This is a genomic window from Variovorax sp. CCNWLW235, from assembly GCF_037204085.1.
In the GTDB taxonomy this organism is placed as follows: domain Bacteria; phylum Pseudomonadota; class Gammaproteobacteria; order Burkholderiales; family Burkholderiaceae_C; genus Variovorax.
The window spans coordinates 37,753-53,027 of the sequence record NZ_JBBCBW010000033.1; the positions used below are offsets into that span (position 1 = coordinate 37,753).

General features: G+C 65.9%; 16 protein-coding genes. 11 read left to right on the plus strand and 5 right to left on the minus strand.

Annotated elements, in window-relative coordinates; translation table 11 throughout:
* Positions 1 to 13 precede the first annotated feature (13 nt).
* From V9L21_RS24845 to V9L21_RS24865, 5 genes are all read left to right on the plus strand, one after another.
* Positions 14 to 1,204: a biosynthetic peptidoglycan transglycosylase gene (locus tag V9L21_RS24845; protein WP_337315454.1), complete on the plus strand. Its 1,191-nt coding sequence runs from the start codon at positions 14 to 16 to the stop codon at positions 1,202 to 1,204.
* Positions 1,201 to 1,980, plus strand: a complete 780-nt coding sequence (locus V9L21_RS24850) for a GNAT family N-acetyltransferase (protein WP_337315455.1) — start codon at positions 1,201 to 1,203, stop codon at positions 1,978 to 1,980. Before V9L21_RS24845 ends, V9L21_RS24850 begins: the two co-directional genes overlap by 4 nt.
* 66 nt (positions 1,981 to 2,046) lie before the next feature.
* Positions 2,047 to 2,931: a pirin family protein gene (locus V9L21_RS24855; RefSeq protein ID WP_337315456.1), complete on the plus strand. Its 885-nt coding sequence runs from the start codon at positions 2,047 to 2,049 to the stop codon at positions 2,929 to 2,931.
* Positions 2,932 to 3,008: 77 nt separating this feature from the next.
* Positions 3,009 to 4,118 carry a flavodoxin family protein gene (locus V9L21_RS24860; protein WP_337315457.1) on the plus strand — a complete coding sequence of 370 codons (1,110 nt, stop codon included), beginning with the start codon at positions 3,009 to 3,011 and terminating at the stop codon, positions 4,116 to 4,118.
* Between the two features lie 147 nt (positions 4,119 to 4,265).
* On the plus strand, positions 4,266 to 4,844 hold the full coding sequence (locus V9L21_RS24865) for a Spy/CpxP family protein refolding chaperone (RefSeq protein ID WP_337315458.1): 579 nt from the start codon (positions 4,266 to 4,268) through the stop codon (positions 4,842 to 4,844).
* Between the two features lie 90 nt (positions 4,845 to 4,934).
* Here V9L21_RS24865 and V9L21_RS24870 read toward each other — a convergent pair whose 3' ends face one another.
* Positions 4,935 to 5,363: a serine/threonine protein kinase gene (locus V9L21_RS24870; protein ID WP_337315459.1), complete on the minus strand. Its 429-nt coding sequence runs from the start codon at positions 5,361 to 5,363 to the stop codon at positions 4,935 to 4,937.
* Between the two features lie 228 nt (positions 5,364 to 5,591).
* Between V9L21_RS24870 and V9L21_RS24875 the strand changes: the two genes are divergently transcribed.
* Genes V9L21_RS24875 through V9L21_RS24885 form a run of 3 tightly spaced genes read left to right on the plus strand, consistent with a single transcriptional unit; the run spans position 5,592 to position 8,672 of the window.
* Positions 5,592 to 6,374 carry an endonuclease/exonuclease/phosphatase family protein gene (locus V9L21_RS24875; protein WP_337315460.1) on the plus strand — a complete coding sequence of 261 codons (783 nt, stop codon included), beginning with the start codon at positions 5,592 to 5,594 and terminating at the stop codon, positions 6,372 to 6,374.
* A 14-nt stretch (positions 6,375 to 6,388) separates the two neighbouring features.
* The gene (clsB, locus tag V9L21_RS24880) at positions 6,389 to 7,660 is read left to right on the plus strand and encodes a cardiolipin synthase ClsB (protein WP_337315461.1); all 1,272 of its coding nucleotides are present in this window, start codon (positions 6,389 to 6,391) and stop codon (positions 7,658 to 7,660) included.
* Positions 7,661 to 7,715: 55 nt separating this feature from the next.
* Complete coding sequence (locus tag V9L21_RS24885; protein WP_337315462.1) at positions 7,716 to 8,672, plus strand: lysylphosphatidylglycerol synthase domain-containing protein; 957 nt, start codon at positions 7,716 to 7,718, stop codon at positions 8,670 to 8,672.
* Between the two features lie 17 nt (positions 8,673 to 8,689).
* Here V9L21_RS24885 and V9L21_RS24890 read toward each other — a convergent pair whose 3' ends face one another.
* The gene (locus V9L21_RS24890) at positions 8,690 to 9,265 is read right to left on the minus strand and encodes an acyloxyacyl hydrolase (RefSeq protein WP_337315463.1); all 576 of its coding nucleotides are present in this window, start codon (positions 9,263 to 9,265) and stop codon (positions 8,690 to 8,692) included.
* Positions 9,266 to 9,473: 208 nt separating this feature from the next.
* Here V9L21_RS24890 and V9L21_RS24895 point away from each other — a divergent pair, with 208 nt between their 5' ends.
* Positions 9,474 to 9,971, plus strand: a complete 498-nt coding sequence (locus tag V9L21_RS24895) for a polyhydroxyalkanoate granule-associated phasin (protein ID WP_337315465.1) — start codon at positions 9,474 to 9,476, stop codon at positions 9,969 to 9,971.
* 16 nt (positions 9,972 to 9,987) lie between these two features.
* On the opposite strand, the gene V9L21_RS24900 is transcribed toward V9L21_RS24895, so the two are convergent.
* From V9L21_RS24900 to V9L21_RS24910, 3 genes are all read right to left on the minus strand, one after another.
* Complete coding sequence (locus V9L21_RS24900; protein ID WP_337315466.1) at positions 9,988 to 11,235, minus strand: metallophosphoesterase; 1,248 nt, start codon at positions 11,233 to 11,235, stop codon at positions 9,988 to 9,990.
* Positions 11,236 to 11,365: 130 nt separating this feature from the next.
* Positions 11,366 to 11,851: a hypothetical protein gene (locus V9L21_RS24905; RefSeq protein WP_337315467.1), complete on the minus strand. Its 486-nt coding sequence runs from the start codon at positions 11,849 to 11,851 to the stop codon at positions 11,366 to 11,368.
* Between the two features lie 128 nt (positions 11,852 to 11,979).
* The gene (locus V9L21_RS24910) at positions 11,980 to 12,501 is read right to left on the minus strand and encodes a hypothetical protein (RefSeq protein ID WP_337315468.1); all 522 of its coding nucleotides are present in this window, start codon (positions 12,499 to 12,501) and stop codon (positions 11,980 to 11,982) included.
* A gap of 297 nt (positions 12,502 to 12,798) precedes the next feature.
* On the opposite strand from V9L21_RS24910, the gene V9L21_RS24915 reads away from it, so the two are divergent.
* Both V9L21_RS24915 and V9L21_RS24920 read left to right on the plus strand, forming a co-directional pair.
* Positions 12,799 to 13,065, plus strand: coding sequence for a hypothetical protein (locus tag V9L21_RS24915; RefSeq protein WP_337315470.1), 267 nt, complete (start codon positions 12,799 to 12,801; stop codon positions 13,063 to 13,065).
* A 763-nt stretch (positions 13,066 to 13,828) separates the two neighbouring features.
* Positions 13,829 to 15,275 (plus strand): ESPR domain-containing protein (locus V9L21_RS24920; protein ID WP_337315472.1); only part of this gene is annotated, 1,447 nt, incomplete at its 3' end.

Sequence of the window (15,275 nt, forward strand, 5' to 3'; positions counted from 1 at the left end):
TATCTTCCTGATAGTGAAGTTCGCCCTCGCGCCCGCACCGGGCGAATGGCGCAGCACGGTCAAGGCCGGTCCGCTGGGCTTCGAAGTCGGCGTGCCCACGGCGGTGCGCCTGGCCACTTCCCCGTGGCTTGCGCCGCACCTCGACGGACACGCGCTCGACACCCGCTTCGGCACCGTGCATTTCGCTTGGAAGAACGAGGCCGGCGCGCTCGAACTGCGCTGCGCGCCCTGCACGGTCGAGATTCCGGCGCTCGGCACGCAGCCGATCCGGGTCGAAGGCCTGCTTGCCACCGTCAAGCGCGACGGCAACACCCTGACGGGCATCCTCGAAGCCACGCCCCGCAGCGCCGATGCGTCGGCCGTGATCCACGGCCAGTGGGAAGGCCGCCTCACGCCCAAGAACCTGCTGCTCAGCGCCGACATCAAGGACGCACCCATTGCACGCTGGTACGCGGTGCTTGCGCCCAACCTGCCTGAACTGCAGCGCGCGCGCATCGGCGGCACGCTGGCGCTTCGCGGGCAGGTCGCGTTGCCCGAGGGCACGTTCGCGGTGGTTCCCGTCGTCAGCCAGTTCACTGTCGAAGGGCTGGGCACCGAAGCCATGCTCGGCGCACGCACCGGCTGCGGCGCGCCGTCGAAGCTGGCCAACGACAGCTGGCTGGCGCGCTCCGTCATCGCGGCCGAAGACCAGCGCTTTTTCACCCATGCCGGCTACGACCTGGCGGAAATCGTCGCCTCGCTCGACAACAACCAGAAGGACGGCCAGACCAAGCGCGGCGGCAGCACGCTCACGCAGCAGCTGGCCAAGCTGCTGGTGACGGGCAGCGACCGCACGGCGGAACGCAAGCTGCGCGAACTGCTCTATGCGGTCGAAATGGAGCAGACGCTGGGCAAGGCGCGCATCCTGCAGCTGTACCTGGACAACGCGCCCTGGGGCGGCAACCTGTGCGGCGCCGAAGCCGCCGCGCGGCGCTACTTCAAGCGTCCGGCTCGCAACCTGGAGCCTGCGCAGGCCGTGTGGCTCGCGGCCATGCTGCACAAGCCGCATGCGGTGCTCGAACAATGGCGGCGCGACGGCCGCATCGACCCCGACCGCACCAAGTGGGTGGCCGAGAGCGTGCGCGGCATCAGCCGCAACCAGCGCGAGGCGTTGCTCAAGAGCGTGGCGGCCGCCAAGTTCGCGGCACCCGAGGCAACCCCATGAACGACACCAGCACCTTCGGAGAGACTGACGAGGTCGAAGCCATCGAGCGCGCCACCGTCGCCGCCGTGTCGCCCCTTGCGGTCGAAGAGCTCGACGGCTGGTTGTTGCCGTTCGACGATGGCACCGTCAAGCGCGCGAGGTCGGCCGTTCCGCTGCACCGGGGGGCCGTGAGCGACAGCACGCTCGACCGCATCGAGGCCCGCTACGACAGCCACCAGTTCGTGCCCGCGTTCCGCCTGGCCGACACCGCCTGCTTCGACCCATTGCGGGCCGAACTGGAGCAGCGGCATTACGTGGGCGATTCGCCCACCTGCGTGCAAATCGGCTCGGCAAGGCGCATGCGGCAGGTGGCCCCGGCCGACGCGGCGCTGGCCGACGTCGATGCCGCACCCGACGATGCCTGGGCCACGCTGTTTCTCGGCGAGGGCTTCGATCCGGTCGATGGCGCGCATCGCGTGCGGGCGCTGTCCCGCGCCAAGGGCTCGCTCTACGCCAGCGTGCGCGAGGGGCGCCGCACCGTCGCGGCGGGCGCCATGGCCTTCGGCCACGGATGGGCCAGCGTCCATGGCATGCGCACCGAGCAGTCGCAGCGCGGCCGGGGCCTGGCCGGACGCGTGCTGGCCGGGCTGGCGCAGGCCGCGCTCGAACGCGGCTTCGAACGCGTGTTCCTGCAGGTCGATGCGCACAACATGCCGGCCCATGCGCTCTACCGGCGCGCCGGTTTTTCCACGCAGTGGCAGTACCGCTACTGGCAGCGGCAGCAGTGGCCGCGCTGATTTCGTAGCCTGAAACCGGCACCCCCACGGGTGGCGCGGTCGGGGCGTTAGTGCCACCATGGCCGCATGAAGAACGCAAACCACCCCACCGATCCCGTGGCCACGCCGCGCGGCATCGACCACATCGTGGCCGGTGTTTCCACCAGCGATGGCGACGGCGTCAAACTCACCCGCGTGCTGCAGCAGCCGCTGCAGAAGCGGCTCGACCCCTACCTGATGCTCGACGCCTTCGGCAGCGACAACCCGGGCGACTACATCGGCGGCTTTCCCAACCATCCGCACCGGGGCTTCGAAACCGTGACCTACATGATTGCGGGCCGCATGCGCCACCGCGACAGCGCAGGCCACGAGGGGCTGCTGCAAAACGGCGGCGTGCAATGGATGACGGCCGGCCGCGGGCTGGTGCACAGCGAGCTGCCCGAGCAGGAAGAAGGCCTGATGGAAGGCTTTCAGCTCTGGCTCAACCTGCCGGCCAGGGACAAGATGCGAGAGCCCTGGTACCGCGACATCCAGAGCGAGGAAATTCCTGAATACACCACCGCCGCGGGCGTGCACGTGCGCGTGATCGCGGGCGAAAGCCACGGCATCGAAGGCGCGGTGCGGCGCGAGCAAACCGAGCCGCTGTACCTCGACCTCAGCCTGCCGCCCGGAGCCGAGTTTGCGCAGCCCTTGCCCGACGACCACAACGCGCTGGTGTATGTGTACCGCGAGTCGGTGTGGATTGCGGGCAGCGAGGTGCCGACGCGCCGCATGGCTATTCTGGCGAACGACCCGGGCAGCGACGGCGTGGTGCTGCGCGCGGGTGCCACCAACCACAGCCCTGCGCGCGTGCTGCTGATTGCCGGCAAGCCGCTGAACGAGCCCATTGCCCAATACGGCCCCTTCGTGATGAACACGCAGGAGCAGGTGAAAGAAGCGGTGCACGATTTTCAGAACGGCAAATTCGGATGACGCTGTAGTCGCAGGCCTACCGAAAATCGGCACCGTCCGCAGGTCACAGGCGCGCGGGCTCGGCATAGATTGCCGTCATGCCCTCCAGCACGCCCCCTCCGACAGCCGCGACCAAAGCCCCCAAAGTCCGCAAGGGACAGGCACCCGAGACATTGAAGCGCGAGCAGTTTCACGAGCGCTTCATGCAGCCGTTTCGCGACCCCGCCTTCGAAGCCGAGAAAGAAGCACTGCAGCGCATCGAACTCGTCGCTTGGGAGGCCTACCAGGAGGGCCGCAAGGCGCCCGTCACTCGCAAGGCCGGCCCGGGCTATGCCGACCCTGACTACGACCTCTCCGTCGACTGGCTCGAAGCCAAGGCGCGCATCGATGCGGCCCAGGCGTCCTGGCGCAGTCCGCAGACGCGGTCGCGCGTGCTGCTGGTCAACGGCTCGCCGCGCAACGACGGCACCTGCCCCGGCGAAATTTCGAAGACGTGGCGGCTGGTGCAGCTCGCGCGCGAGGTGCTCGAGGGCTGCGGCATAGAGGCCGACGTGCTCGACCTGAGCCTGCTCACCTCCGACTACGGGCGCCACATTCATCCGTGCAAAGGCTGCGTTTCCACCGCCATGCCGCTGTGCCACTGGCCCTGCAGCTGCTATCCCAACCACTCGATGCGCCAGACCGGCGACTGGATGAACGAGATCTACGAACGCTGGGTGGCCGCGCACGGGGTGATCGTGTTCACGCCCACGCACTGGTACCAGTCGGCCAGCCCGCTCAAGCTCATGATCGACCGGCTGGTGTGCGCCGACGGCGGCAATCCCGATCCCACCAGCACCCACGGCAAGAAGCCCGAAGAAGCGAAGGCGCTCGAACTCGAGGGCTGGGGCTATCCCAAGCATCTTGAAGGCCGCGTCTACGGCGTGGTGGTGCACGGCGACGTGGCCGGCGTGGAGAGCGTGCGCCGCAACCTGTCGGACTGGCTCGACTGGATGGGGCTGATCGATGCCGGCTCGCAGGCCCGCTTCGACCGCTACATCGGCTACTACGAGCCCTATGCCACCAGCCACGACGCCCTGGACGCCGACGAAGACGTGCAGGAAGAGGTGCGCAACGTGGCGCGCGCCGTGGCGTTGGCGGTGGGCGAGATGCGCACCGGCAAGCTGCAGTCGCCCGACCGTGGATTGAAGCCTCCAAGGCCCAAATAAATCACGCTTCGAGCGGTGGAGCCCGTTCGGTTCATGATTCTTTGCGCACGCTCACTTTCGGCTCACCTGGGAGATACAGAGGTCTTCCACACTTCGCTTCACCTGCTGCCCATTGGCGGCGGGCTTCTTCGAAAGGAAGCACTTCTCATGATCTCTCTTCGCCAACGCATCGTCTGGGCCAGCCTTCTCGGCTCGGCCGCCCTCGCCTCTTCGGGCGCCTTTGCACAGGCCCCGGCTGCGCCCGCGACCTCCGCCACCCCGCCCGCCGCCGTTGCGCAAGCCGACGGCGCGGCACCCAAGGCGCAGCACAAGCGCATGGACCCCGCCCAGCGCATGGAGCGCATGCAAGAGCACCGCGCCAAGCGCCTGGCCGCGCTGAAGGAAAAGCTCAAGCTGACCTCCGCACAAGAAAGCGCATGGGCCAGCTTCACGACGGCCACCCAGCCGCCGGCCGGTGCCCGCCCGCAGCGCATGGACCGCGCGGAATTTGCCAAGCTGACCACGCCCGAGCGGCTGGAGCGCATGCAGGCCCGCCAGGCCGAGCGCAGCGCAAGGTTCGCCAAGCGCGCCGAAGCCACCAAGACCTTCTATGCCGCGCTGACGCCCGAGCAGCAGAAGACCTTCGACGCGGAAACGGTGCATGCCGGCATGCACGGGCATCGCGGCCACCGCGGTCATCACGGCCATGGCGACGCCGGCCACACCGCGGCACCTGCCAAGAGCTGAACGCCGCGCCTGAAGGCGCCTGACAAGGCGCACGCATGAAAAAGCCCGCCATGCAGCAGTGCATGGCGGGCTTTCTTCGTACACAGGCGCTTATTGCGGCGTGCCGGTCTTCTCGGTCGGGTTGGTCGGCACATCGGGCCTTTCACCCTTCTGGCCGAACTGCGGCTTGGTCTTGCGGGCCTGCTGGCTGACCTCGGCGCGCGACATCGCACCCGTGGGTTGCGGCATGGCGTTGGGCTGCGCATTCACCGTGGTGCTGGCCTCGCCCTTGGGCACCGGGTTGTTGATGTTGTTGCGGTTGTGGGCGCGGGCCTCGGCCTTCACCGCTTCGCGCGAATTGGGCATGCTCGCATCGGGCCGTTGCGGCGGATTGGGCACGCCGGAGGGCGTTTGCGTGCTGGCCTGGCCGCCCACGGCCGGATCGGGCTGCGCGGGTATCGACGTGGCTTGCGCCATGGCGGCGCCGGCGGCGGCCATCAGGCCGGCCAGCACCGTGGCGTGAAAGACTGCGTGCTTCATGGTGTGTTCCTTTGCTTGTCTCTGCGGATGAACGAAGTAGAAAGAAGACGGGCCGTTACCCGGCCCTGAATTCACCGTAGGAGGCCCGTCATGGCGCCTGTGTCGGGGTGCGGCAGGCCTGCCTGTAGGAGCCGGCCCCCCTGTCGCGAAGGCCGGAGGCAAAGGCGGCAAGAAGGTGGCGCGTTCCTACAGGCGCGGGCGGCGCGGCAACGTACAACCGCAGAACAGATGTCTTCCTCCCCGATTCCACTCGCCGCCGCCGCGCCGACCTCGCTCAAGGTGATGACCGTGAACACCCACAAGGGCTTCACCGCACTCAACCGCAAGTTCATCCTTCCGGAACTGCGGGATGCGGTGCGCACGGTGGGCGCCGACGTGGTGTTTCTGCAGGAAGTGCTCGGCACCCATTCGCGCCACTCGCGCAAGGTGAACAACTGGCCCGAGGCGCCGCACTACGAATTTCTAGCCGACACCATGTGGCCGCAGTTCGCCTACGGGCGCAATGCCGTGTACCCGCGCGGGCATCACGGCAATGCGGTGCTGTCCAAGTTTCCGATCGTGCACTACCGCAACCACGACGTGTCGGTGGCCGGCCCTGAAAAGCGCGGCCTGCTGCATTGCGTTCTGCGGCTGCCCGGCCGGCCCATCGATGTGCATGCCATCTGCGCCCACCTGGGCTTGGCCGAGGCGCACCGCCAGCAGCAGCTGGAGCTGCTGTGCCATATCGTGCGCGACGAAGTGCCCGCCGATGCGCCGCTGATCGTGGCGGGCGACTTCAACGACTGGCGCGGGCGCGCCCACCGGGTGCTCGAAGAAGGCGCCGCACTGCGCGAAGTGTTCGTGAGTGCGAACGGCGCGGCCGCCAAGACTTTTCCGTCGCGCTTTCCGCTGCTGTCGCTCGACCGCATCTATGTTCGCAACGCGGGCGTTCATGCGCCGGTGGTGCTGCCGCGCAAGCCCTGGTCGCACCTGTCGGACCATGCGCCGCTGGTGGCGAACATCGACCTTTGAAGATGGTGGCCGACATGGACCAGAGAGCCCGCTGGGTCGGTGGCAACAGCATTTCATTGCTGGAGAACGGCGAGGAGTTCTTTCCGCGCGTGTTCGACGCTATTCGCCAGGCCAGGCGCGAGGTGATCATCGAGACCTTCATCCTCTTCGAGGACAAGGTTGGCATGGCGCTGCATGCCGCCATGCGCGCGGCGGCCCAGCGCGGCGTGAAGGTCGATGTGCTGGTCGACGGCTTCGGCTCGCCGGATCTTTCGCGCGAGTACATCGAAGGCCTGAGCTCGGTCGGCGTGAAGATGCGGGTGTTCGATCCGGGCAAGCGCATCCTGGGTCAGCGGCTCAACGTGTTTCGCCGCATGCACCGCAAGATCGTGGTGGTCGACGGCGAGCTGGCGTTCGTCGGCGGCATCAACTATTCGGCCGACCATCTGCTCGACTTCGGCCCCAAGGCCAAGCAGGACTACTCGGTCGAGCTCCGCGGGCCGATCGTGGCGCAGATCCACCAGTTCGTGCTGCGTGCCATTGCACTCGGCGACAAGGGGCCGCGCTGGTTTCGGCGCCGCCTCAAGCAGGCGCCGCCTGTGGCGCGGGAGCACGTGGGCGAAGTGGAGGCGATGTTCGTCACGCGCGACAACCGCCGCCATACCAACGACATCGAACGCCAGTACCTGGCCGCCATCCGCGCCGCGCGACGGCGCATCGTGATTGCCAATGCGTATTTCTTTCCGGGCTACCGGCTCATCAAGGAACTGCGACGCGCCGCGCGCCGCGGCGTGGATGTGCGGCTCATCCTCCAGGGCGAGCCCGACATGCCGATCGTCAAGACGGCGGCGAGCATGCTCTATCACCACCTGCTGCATTCGGGCGTACGCATCTTCGAATACTGCGACCGACCGCTGCACGCGAAGATCGCGCTGATCGACGACGACTGGAGCACCGTGGGTTCGAGCAACCTCGATCCTCTGAGCCTCTCGCTCAACCTGGAAGCCAACGTGATCGCGCGCGACAAGGCGTTCAACGAGTTGCTGTGGCAGCGCATGGACACGCTCATGCGCGAGAGCTGCAAGCTGATTCGCGAGGACGACCTGGAGAGCGAATGGAGCGGCTGGCGGCTGGTGCGCAGCTTCTTCATCTTCCACTTCTTGCGCTGGTATCCCTCGTGGCTGGGCTGGTTGCCGCGCCAGGTGCCGCGCCTCACGCTGGCCCAGGCCACCGACCTTGCCGAAAAGCGCGACCAGCGCGAGAAGACCGGCGACAACGGTGCCACCCAGACGACGGAAGCGGCATGACCCGGCGGGCTGATCACCGGGCGAACCAGGCTGCGAACTGCGCGGCGGCTTTCCCATGAGCACCATGAGCCTCGCGCACCGCCCGTGGTGGCCCTGGGTGCGCCGCATCGCGGTGTGGGGTTTCTTCGGCCTGATTGCGTGGCTGCTCGTAAACCAGGCGCGCGCCATCGACTGGCAAGAAGTGTTCGACGCCATGCGCGCGCTGCCTGCTTCAACGCTGCTGCTGGCGGGCGCGCTGGCGGCCGGCAGCTTTGCCACCTACAGCACGTACGACCTGCTGGGGCGGTATCTCACCCGCCACCGGCTCCGCGCATCAAGCGTGATGGGGGTCACCTTCATCAGCTATGCCTTCAACTTGAACCTGGGTTCGCTGGTGGGCGGCGTCGCGTTTCGCTACCGGCTCTATTCGCGCCTGGGGCTTTCCAACGACACCATCACGCGCGTGCTCGGCTTCAGCATGCTGACCAACTGGCTCGGCTACCTGGTGGTGGCGGGCGCGGCCTTCTGTTTCTGGCCGATGGCGTTGCCGGACGAATGGAAGATCGACAACGGCGGCCTGCGCATTCTTGGCGCGGTGCTGTTGTTGCTGGCGGCGGCCTATCTGGTGCTGTGCGCGGTGGCCAGCGGGCGCGTCTTTCGCATCCACCGATATCTGTTCAAGGTGCCGAAGCTGCGCATGGCCTTGCTGCAACTGGCCATGTCGTGCCTGAACTGGTCGCTCATCGGCGGCGTGATCTGGGTGCTGCTGCAGGGCGAGGTGGCTTACCACCAGGTGCTCGCGGTGCTGCTGGTCGCCGCGGTGGCGGGCGTGGTCACGCACGTGCCGGCGGGCCTTGGCGTGCTGGAAGCGGTGTTCATCGCCCTGCTCTCGCACCAGGTGCCGCAGGGCAAGCTGCTGGGCGTGCTGCTGGTGTACCGGGGGCTTTATTACCTCTTGCCGCTGGCCGTTGCCACCGTGGCCTACTTCGTGACCGAACTGCGCACCCGGCGCTTGCGCGCGACCACGCGCTGAGCGTTCTTGTTCTTTTTCTAGAAGTGATAGGTGTAGCGCAGCCGGACAAAGTTTTCGCCCGGGTTCGGCTTCTTGATGCCGGCGTTCGAAAAGTGCTGCAGCCGCAGCGTGAGTTCATGCCGGCCGTTCTCGCCAAAGCTGCGTCCCACGCCCAGCACCTCGGTGAACTGGAATGCGGTGCTGAAGGTGCGGTCGGGCGTCTTGTAGAGGTGGTCCATGACCGTGCCGCCCACGCCGCCTTCGGCGAACCAGGGGGAACTGCCGCCGCCGAAGCGGTAGCGCCAGGTGTAGATGGCGCCAATCTGCGTGTAGTTGCGCGAGCCGCTGCCGAGCGCCGGCGCATGCCACTGGCTGATGAACAGGTCCCAATAGGAAGTCAGCGCGCCTTCGTGCACCGGCTGGCGCAACGACCAGGGCAACGTGACGCCCACGGTGGCTGAATTGGTGGCCCCTTTGTCGCCATGCGGTGCACGGCCGCCCTCGAAATAGATGCCGCGTGCGCTGTCTTCGAACGCATGAGCCTCGGTGCCCAGCAGGCAGAGAATGCCTGCGAACACGGCAGCCCCGAGGGACGCGGACGGTTGTACTTTCATGATGTGGGTTTTGAAAGCAAATGATGGAAAGGAAGGAAATAATTACTTTCCGCCCCGTTCCGCGCCGCCGCGCGAGGCTATTGCCATGTCAAAAGGTAGGACTTGTTCAACATTCCTGCAGAGTTGAATTTGTTGCACTGCAACAAATTACGCCGTCGAAGCCTATAGTGGGTGTTCGTTCATCCCCCCATAGATCGGTCTTCGCCCCATGTCGTCTCTTACCTCTGCTGCCCGTTTGGCCAGCCCGCTGATGTTGTGGGCCGACGTGGCCTTGAAGACCCAGGAAATGCTGCTGTCTTCCGGCTCGGTGATTCACATGCGCACCGAACGCATGGCCAAGGCGGGGCTCGCCCCCAGCGCGGCAGATCTGGCCGAGTTCCAGCTCATGGGCGACGAAAAGCTCGCCGCCGCGGGCAAGGCAGGCGCCGCCATGGTCAGGCAGTGGCACAGCAGCCATGTGTCGCTGCCCAGCCGTGTGCTGCAGCAATGGTTTTTGAGCGCGGGAGCTTTTCTTTCGATGGCCGGCAGCATCACGCCCGCACAGGCGGCGGTGCGAGGCGACGCCTTCATCAAGGCCACGACCCTCGCGGTCAGCTCGGCCGGCCAGCTCTCGGGTGCGGCGGTTCGCATTGCGCGCGAAGGGCTGAAGCCGATCCACGCGACGGCCACGTCGAACGCCCGGCGCCTGGCCGAGTTGCGCGCCTGACTGGGCAGCGCGCCCGTCAGCCGCGCGCCGGCACCAGCGTGACCAGCGTGATTTCAGACGGCGCGCCAAAGCGCTTGGGCGGCCCCCAATAGCCCGTGCCGCGGCTCACGTAGATCCACATGTCGTGCAGCCGGTGCAAGCCCGCGGTGAAGGGCTGCTGCATCGGCACGAACAGGTTCCACGGAAAGAACTGCCCGCCGTGCGTGTGGCCCGACAGCTGCAGCTGGTAGCCGGCCCGTGCCGCGAGCGGCGCGCTGCGCGGCTGGTGGGCAAGCAGCACGCGCGTGTGCACCAGTGGCGGCGCGTCGTACAGCGCAAGATGCGGATCGCTTTGGTGCGAGGGATCGAAATGGCCGGCGGTGAAGTCGGTCACCCCGGCCAGCACCAACTGGCTTTCGAACAGTTCTTCGTCGTTCTGCGCGCCGCGCACATTGCGCGTCTGCAGCACCACGTGCTCGTTGAGCAGCACCTTCAGCCCGAGCCGGCGCAGTTCATCGATCCATGCATGCGCGCCGGCGTAGTACTCGTGGTTGCCCGTCACCACAAAAGTACCGTGCCGCGCGCGCAGCCCGGCCAAGGGCGCGATGTGCTCGCGCAGCTCGGCCACGGTGCCGTCCACCAGGTCGCCGGTGATCGCAATGGCATCGGCGCCGAGCCGGTTCACCGCATCGACGATGCGCTGGATGTAGTCGCTCCGGATCGTCGGCCCCACGTGGATGTCGCTGAGCTGCGCAATCGTGAAGCCCTCGAGCGCGGAAGGCAGCCCTTGAATGGGAACCTCGACACGCTTGACGGCCGCCGTGCGGCGCGCGTTGAGAAAACCGACAAAAGAGGCCAGCGTGGCGATCACCAGCACGGCCATGGCGCTCCACGGCAGCACTGCGCTCCAGGGCACCTGCACGCGCCCCAGGGCGCTTGCCAGCCACGTGAGCAGCAGGCCCGCATCGCGCACCAGCGTCAGCACGAACATCGAGGAGAACCAGCCCATGCTGATCAGCCCGGTCCATTTGAGCGCGTCCTTCAGGGAGGCGTTGCGCTCGGAACGGCGGGAGATGAACGGCAGCGGAATCGTGAAGGCTGAAACGGCAAGCGCGACGAGTGCCAGCGGCCAGGCCGGGGTGAGCATGGCCAGCGCGGGCACCAGGCGCAGCGCAATGTAGACATGCAGGAGCGCGGTCAGAACGCTCAGGGGACGTATCGGCATGGGGGCAATGGGAACGGGCACTGCCCGGGAGGCAACATCTGCAAGGCGCATGCCGTGCATTCAAGACGCCGGCTGGTCCGCGGCGCGCTATTTTTTCTATAGCGTGTTTCACCCGGATAGCAGGCGTTGCGGACGAAACCGGCGCAGGAATGCATGCTCCGGCAGCGGGCCTGGGAGCCCGCCCCGCGTTCTACTGCACCGTGCGCGTGCCGGCAGATGCCATGTCGGTGCCCGCCGGCCACACAAATGCCACCTTGGCGGGCGTACCCGGCAAGACGTGCAGCGTTTGCTTGAGCGTGTTTCCAAGCAAGCGAGCCTCCACTTCATAGGTGCCCGGGTCGAGCCGGGCCACCATGAACGGGCCGCCCGACACCACGTTGTCGATCAGCGCCGTACCCCGGCTGTCGCGCACCGTGACGTGGACGTCCGCCGCGAACTCGGCGCCCTTGTGGTCCTTGATGGCGAATTCGAAAGTGGCCGGCCAACGCGGCGCCACGGTCTCCATCAGCTTGGCCTCGTCGCTGCCGATGCCGCCGCTCATGTATTCGACGCCGTGCGTCATGTAGATCGGCGGGTTGACTGCCGCATGCGCCGAAGAAAGCGCCGCGAAAAGAACGGCACCGCACAGCGCGGCGGCCGCAAGGGGCCGCCTGCGAAATGAAATCAGGGTGGTCATGGTCTGAATCCTTTCTTCCTTGTCTGCGTGGCGGAAGGCCACGGCGCCACTGTGCGGCGCACGGCTTAGACAAGGCTTAACGGGAAGGACCGGCGTCTGCCCCGACCGAGGCCGGGGAGTAAACGCGCCTAGCGCGCGGCGGAGGTCTGCGCGAACGCCTGCGTTTGCGGCGCGGGCGGCAGCACCGAGGCCATGTCGAAATTCGACGGCCACATGAAGACCGCGCGGGCCGGCACGCCGGCAATCACGGTCAGCGTCTGCGTGATCGTCAGGCCGCCGAGCGTCACGTTCACGTCGTATGCACCGGGATCGAGCCGGGCAAGCATGTAAGGGCCGTTCGACTGCGCCTCCATGATGGGGCGGCCCGTGTACTTTTCGCGCACCTGAACCGCGGCCCGCACCGGGAAGTTGCTCTTCTGCGTGCTGTCGTTGATGCCGAACTCGATGGTCGCGGCCCAGCGCGGCGACACCATCTGCATGAACGAAGCCTCGGCCTTGCTCGTGCCCCCGCACATGTATTCGACGCCTTGCGCCATTTGGATGGGCGGGTTCGAGAACGCATGGGCCGACGTGGTCATCGCCCCGAAGAATGCTGCTGTGCCGCCCAACACCAACGCAGCCATCGGCTGCCGGAGACGCAAAAGGTTCATTGCTTCGATGTCCTCGATCATGGGTGACGTGAATCCGTCGAGGATTTTGCTTAGCAAGAGTCGGGCTAGATATAGCGTTTACGAGGAACGATCCTCGCGAAAGTAGTGAACGCTATTGTTTTAATAGCTCGTGACGCCTGTATGACGGGCCGCGCGGGCGTTTGTGGTCTTCCTCTATGTGAAAACCCTGACAAACAACGCCGTACGCCCGATTCGGCGCGTTGCACGTGACCGGCGCCTACACCGGTGCATCGCCTTGCTTGATATGAAGAAGTTCGTACAGAAAAGGAGCTTCCAATGAACATCGGATCCAAGATCGAAGCAGTCAAGAAGATGGATGCGCAGCGACCGGACTTTCCAGGCGAGCACCTCGCGGTGCTGGGCGCGGGCGTTCTGCTGCTGTTGACGGCCGGGCGCAGCCGGTCGCTCGTGCGCCGGGTGTTGGCGGGCGCGGCAGGCGGTGCCCTGGTTGGCCGCGCGGCCAGCGGAACCGGCGGGCTGGCACGGGTCGCGCGAATGATGCAGGGCGGCTGGGGTGGGCGGCGGCCAATGCGCATGCCGTAGAGGCGGGTCTTATTCAGCATTCGCGGGCACTGATCCCGCAATATTAATTAATTCTTCTAGGTATCATCTAATTAATTATTCAATGTAAAAAATTTAATAAACGGAGGGTCTGACGGATTTTTGACAAATTCGGATCATGAATGACAGCCGGCGCCCGGGTGTTCCCGGGCGTCTTTTTTTCTAGGGGCGTTGTTGTGCACCGTACCTAGATAACCCATCTTTCGTTTTCGTGCGGTCACATTGACCTTGGAGAGGCATGCATGGTGGGCTCGGCGGCAATTGCGGCCCCCACACGAGGACTTCGGCAAGTACGTGATGCGGTAGCTTTTTTGCAACAACGCCGCTACCGCTCGCCCGCCGGTGTTTGCAGCCGCTCCAAGGCCTCTCACCGGCGCTGGACTACACGAATCGGCTAACCACCAACCAGGCTGCACAAGTTACTGTCCTGTGAATATTTACATATCTGAATTTACTGTCATTGCTACTTAAATATTAACGAAGTTGTTGACATCTTGGGGCCAAAAGGCAATTTATGGCCGCGCCGGTTATTGGCTGGGCCGTGAAGTATTTCCTAATGGAAAACCCGATGCTCCGAATTGTTAATTAAAACCTGGCATTTGTGAACTAATACCTTCAGGTTATTCGACCCAGCCAATAGTCTCCACGCCTGCCGCAAAAGTCGGCGTGCCACAGCAGTGGGTTGCCGGAAATGGTTTCCGGATCGACCGCATCGCTTGGACTAATTTGGAGCGAGGGTCATTACATGAACAGGTCATTTAGAAGCATTTGGAATGAGGCGCTTGGCGCCTGGGTGGCAGCCAGCGAGGTTTGCGCCGCGCGCGGCAAGAAGTCCTCAAGCGCCACGCTCGGCGCAGTTGTCTTGGCCACAGCGGCCTTCGGCGGCGCGTCGTCCGCCTGGGCCGCCAGCGAGTGCGGAACCGTTGCGGCGGGAGGAACCGTCACCTGCAATGGCGACGCGACGCCGGCGACGGATGCCAGCCCTTTTTCCAGCGGCATTTTCTACTCGGCCCAAGACGTGAAGCTCATCGTCGACGGGACCGCGGGCACAGTGACGGTTCAGCCGACAGTCGGGCTGATCGGTGTCGCCAACAGAGGCGGCGCAGGTGTCGGAACACGTGAAGTCCAGATCAATGGAGATGTGCACATCACGGTTCAGGCAAGCTCTGCAGGTGTTCCGATCTCCGCGGTTCAAGCCTATCAGCAGGCAGGCGGCAACGCTTTGGCAGTTCAAAACGGTGGCACGATCACCGGTGTCGGACAGGGCTCCTTCGGCGTGGTCGCCCGCGCCGACGGTGGCGGCAGCGCAACCGCGATCCAGAACGCCGGTTCGATTTCGACGGGCGGGACCGGAGGAGACGGCGTCGCGCTGTTCGCCGAAACTTACAGCACCGGTGCCGCCATTGCCACCCAAAATGGCGGGTCCATCACCACGAACGGATCGCACGTCGTCTATGCCTTAGCCCGCGGCAATGGCAGCGCTACGGCAACGCAGACCGGCGGCACGGCCGCCGCGTTATCAACGACCTTCGTCAACGCCGGCATCGTCGCCCAAACCTTAGGTAGCGGTGATGCCCGTGCCGTGCAAAGCGGCGGCACGATCGTCACCAACGGTCCCGGCGGGGCTGTCAGCGCCGTTGCGAGCGGCAGCGGCAATGCCACGGTGGAACAGAGCGGCGGCAGCACGACAGCCAACGGAAACGACGCAGTCGGGCTCGCGGCCGGCACGGCCGGCGCGGGCACGGCAACGGTTGTTCAAGCTGCGGGCCTCGCGGCTTCGGCAACTGGCACCAACAGCAACGGCATATCTGCCAAGTCGGGCGGAACCGGCCGCTATGTCGTATCGGCGGCTGGAACTGCAATCGGCGGCTCGGGGAGCACGGCCGCAGCAGTACACACTTCCGGCGCCGGCGGCGGCACGATCGATATCGCAGGCAGCGCCGTGCTCGACGGCACCCGCTCCGGCACTGCAATCCTGGATGAGACGGGGGCAGTCACCGTCACGACGGCCGGAACCCTGATGGGCAACATCCTGACCAACGCCGGGAACGACTCGATCAACCTGGTCGCAGGTTCTGTCGCCGGCAACATCGATGCTGGCGCTGACAACGACACCTTCACCTGGACCGGCGGCACCCTCGCGGGCGGCTTCTACGGCCAGAACGGCTCCGACACCGCCCTGGTGGCCGCCC

Bases quoted from the DNA above. Each gene is read 5' to 3' on its own strand.
- V9L21_RS24850 (WP_337315455.1), top strand. From the start codon at position 1,201: ATGAACGACACCAGCACCTTCGGAGAGACTGACGAGGTCGAAGCCATC.
- V9L21_RS24855 (WP_337315456.1), top strand. From the start codon at position 2,047: ATGAAGAACGCAAACCACCCCACCGATCCCGTGGCCACGCCGCGCGGC.
- V9L21_RS24860 (WP_337315457.1), top strand. From the start codon at position 3,009: ATGCCCTCCAGCACGCCCCCTCCGACAGCCGCGACCAAAGCCCCCAAA.
- V9L21_RS24865 (WP_337315458.1), top strand. From the start codon at position 4,266: ATGATCTCTCTTCGCCAACGCATCGTCTGGGCCAGCCTTCTCGGCTCG.
- V9L21_RS24870 (WP_337315459.1), bottom strand. From the start codon at position 5,363: ATGAAGCACGCAGTCTTTCACGCCACGGTGCTGGCCGGCCTGATGGCC.
- V9L21_RS24875 (WP_337315460.1), top strand. From the start codon at position 5,592: ATGTCTTCCTCCCCGATTCCACTCGCCGCCGCCGCGCCGACCTCGCTC.
- clsB (WP_337315461.1), top strand. From the start codon at position 6,389: ATGGACCAGAGAGCCCGCTGGGTCGGTGGCAACAGCATTTCATTGCTG.
- V9L21_RS24885 (WP_337315462.1), top strand. From the start codon at position 7,716: ATGAGCACCATGAGCCTCGCGCACCGCCCGTGGTGGCCCTGGGTGCGC.
- V9L21_RS24890 (WP_337315463.1), bottom strand. From the start codon at position 9,265: ATGAAAGTACAACCGTCCGCGTCCCTCGGGGCTGCCGTGTTCGCAGGC.
- V9L21_RS24895 (WP_337315465.1), top strand. From the start codon at position 9,474: ATGTCGTCTCTTACCTCTGCTGCCCGTTTGGCCAGCCCGCTGATGTTG.
- V9L21_RS24900 (WP_337315466.1), bottom strand. From the start codon at position 11,235: ATGCACGGCATGCGCCTTGCAGATGTTGCCTCCCGGGCAGTGCCCGTT.
- V9L21_RS24905 (WP_337315467.1), bottom strand. From the start codon at position 11,851: ATGACCACCCTGATTTCATTTCGCAGGCGGCCCCTTGCGGCCGCCGCG.
- V9L21_RS24910 (WP_337315468.1), bottom strand. From the start codon at position 12,501: ATGAACCTTTTGCGTCTCCGGCAGCCGATGGCTGCGTTGGTGTTGGGC.
- V9L21_RS24915 (WP_337315470.1), top strand. From the start codon at position 12,799: ATGAACATCGGATCCAAGATCGAAGCAGTCAAGAAGATGGATGCGCAG.